Origin of the sequence: Arthrobacter sp. 'calajunan' (assembly GCF_046940185.1) — a bacterium.
Classification (GTDB): domain Bacteria; phylum Actinomycetota; class Actinomycetes; order Actinomycetales; family Micrococcaceae; genus Glutamicibacter; species Glutamicibacter soli.
The window spans coordinates 1-260 of record NZ_JBKZDY010000050.1 but is presented as its reverse complement, the minus strand read 5'-3'; the positions used below and the strand labels follow the sequence as shown (position 1 = coordinate 260).

Sequence of the window (260 nt, the reverse complement as noted above, 5' to 3'; positions counted from 1 at the left end):
CCATCCACTGTGTGTGGGTGAGGCCCCCAGCTAGATTACTGGGTTGATAGGCAGGATGTGGAAGCAAGGACCAAAGACTTGTGTAGCTGACCTGTACTAATAGGCCGATGGCTTACAACACACTATCAAAACAGTGTGTCGACAAAATACGATTTTTTGATTGTTCGCGTTCACTATGCGGTTACGAGACAACAACCTCGAACCTGAAGATTTGCAAGGATAAGCTACCGGACCACCATGGTTGGTTTGTGTGCTTCGTG

Annotated in this window: 1 rRNA gene; it reads left to right on the top strand. The window is 47.7% G+C overall.

Features of this window, described 5'->3' with window-relative positions:
• Positions 1-121: ribosomal RNA gene (locus RF641_RS17665) — 23S ribosomal RNA — on the top strand; the annotation flags it as partial.
• Between the last annotated feature and the right edge of the window lie 139 nt (positions 122-260).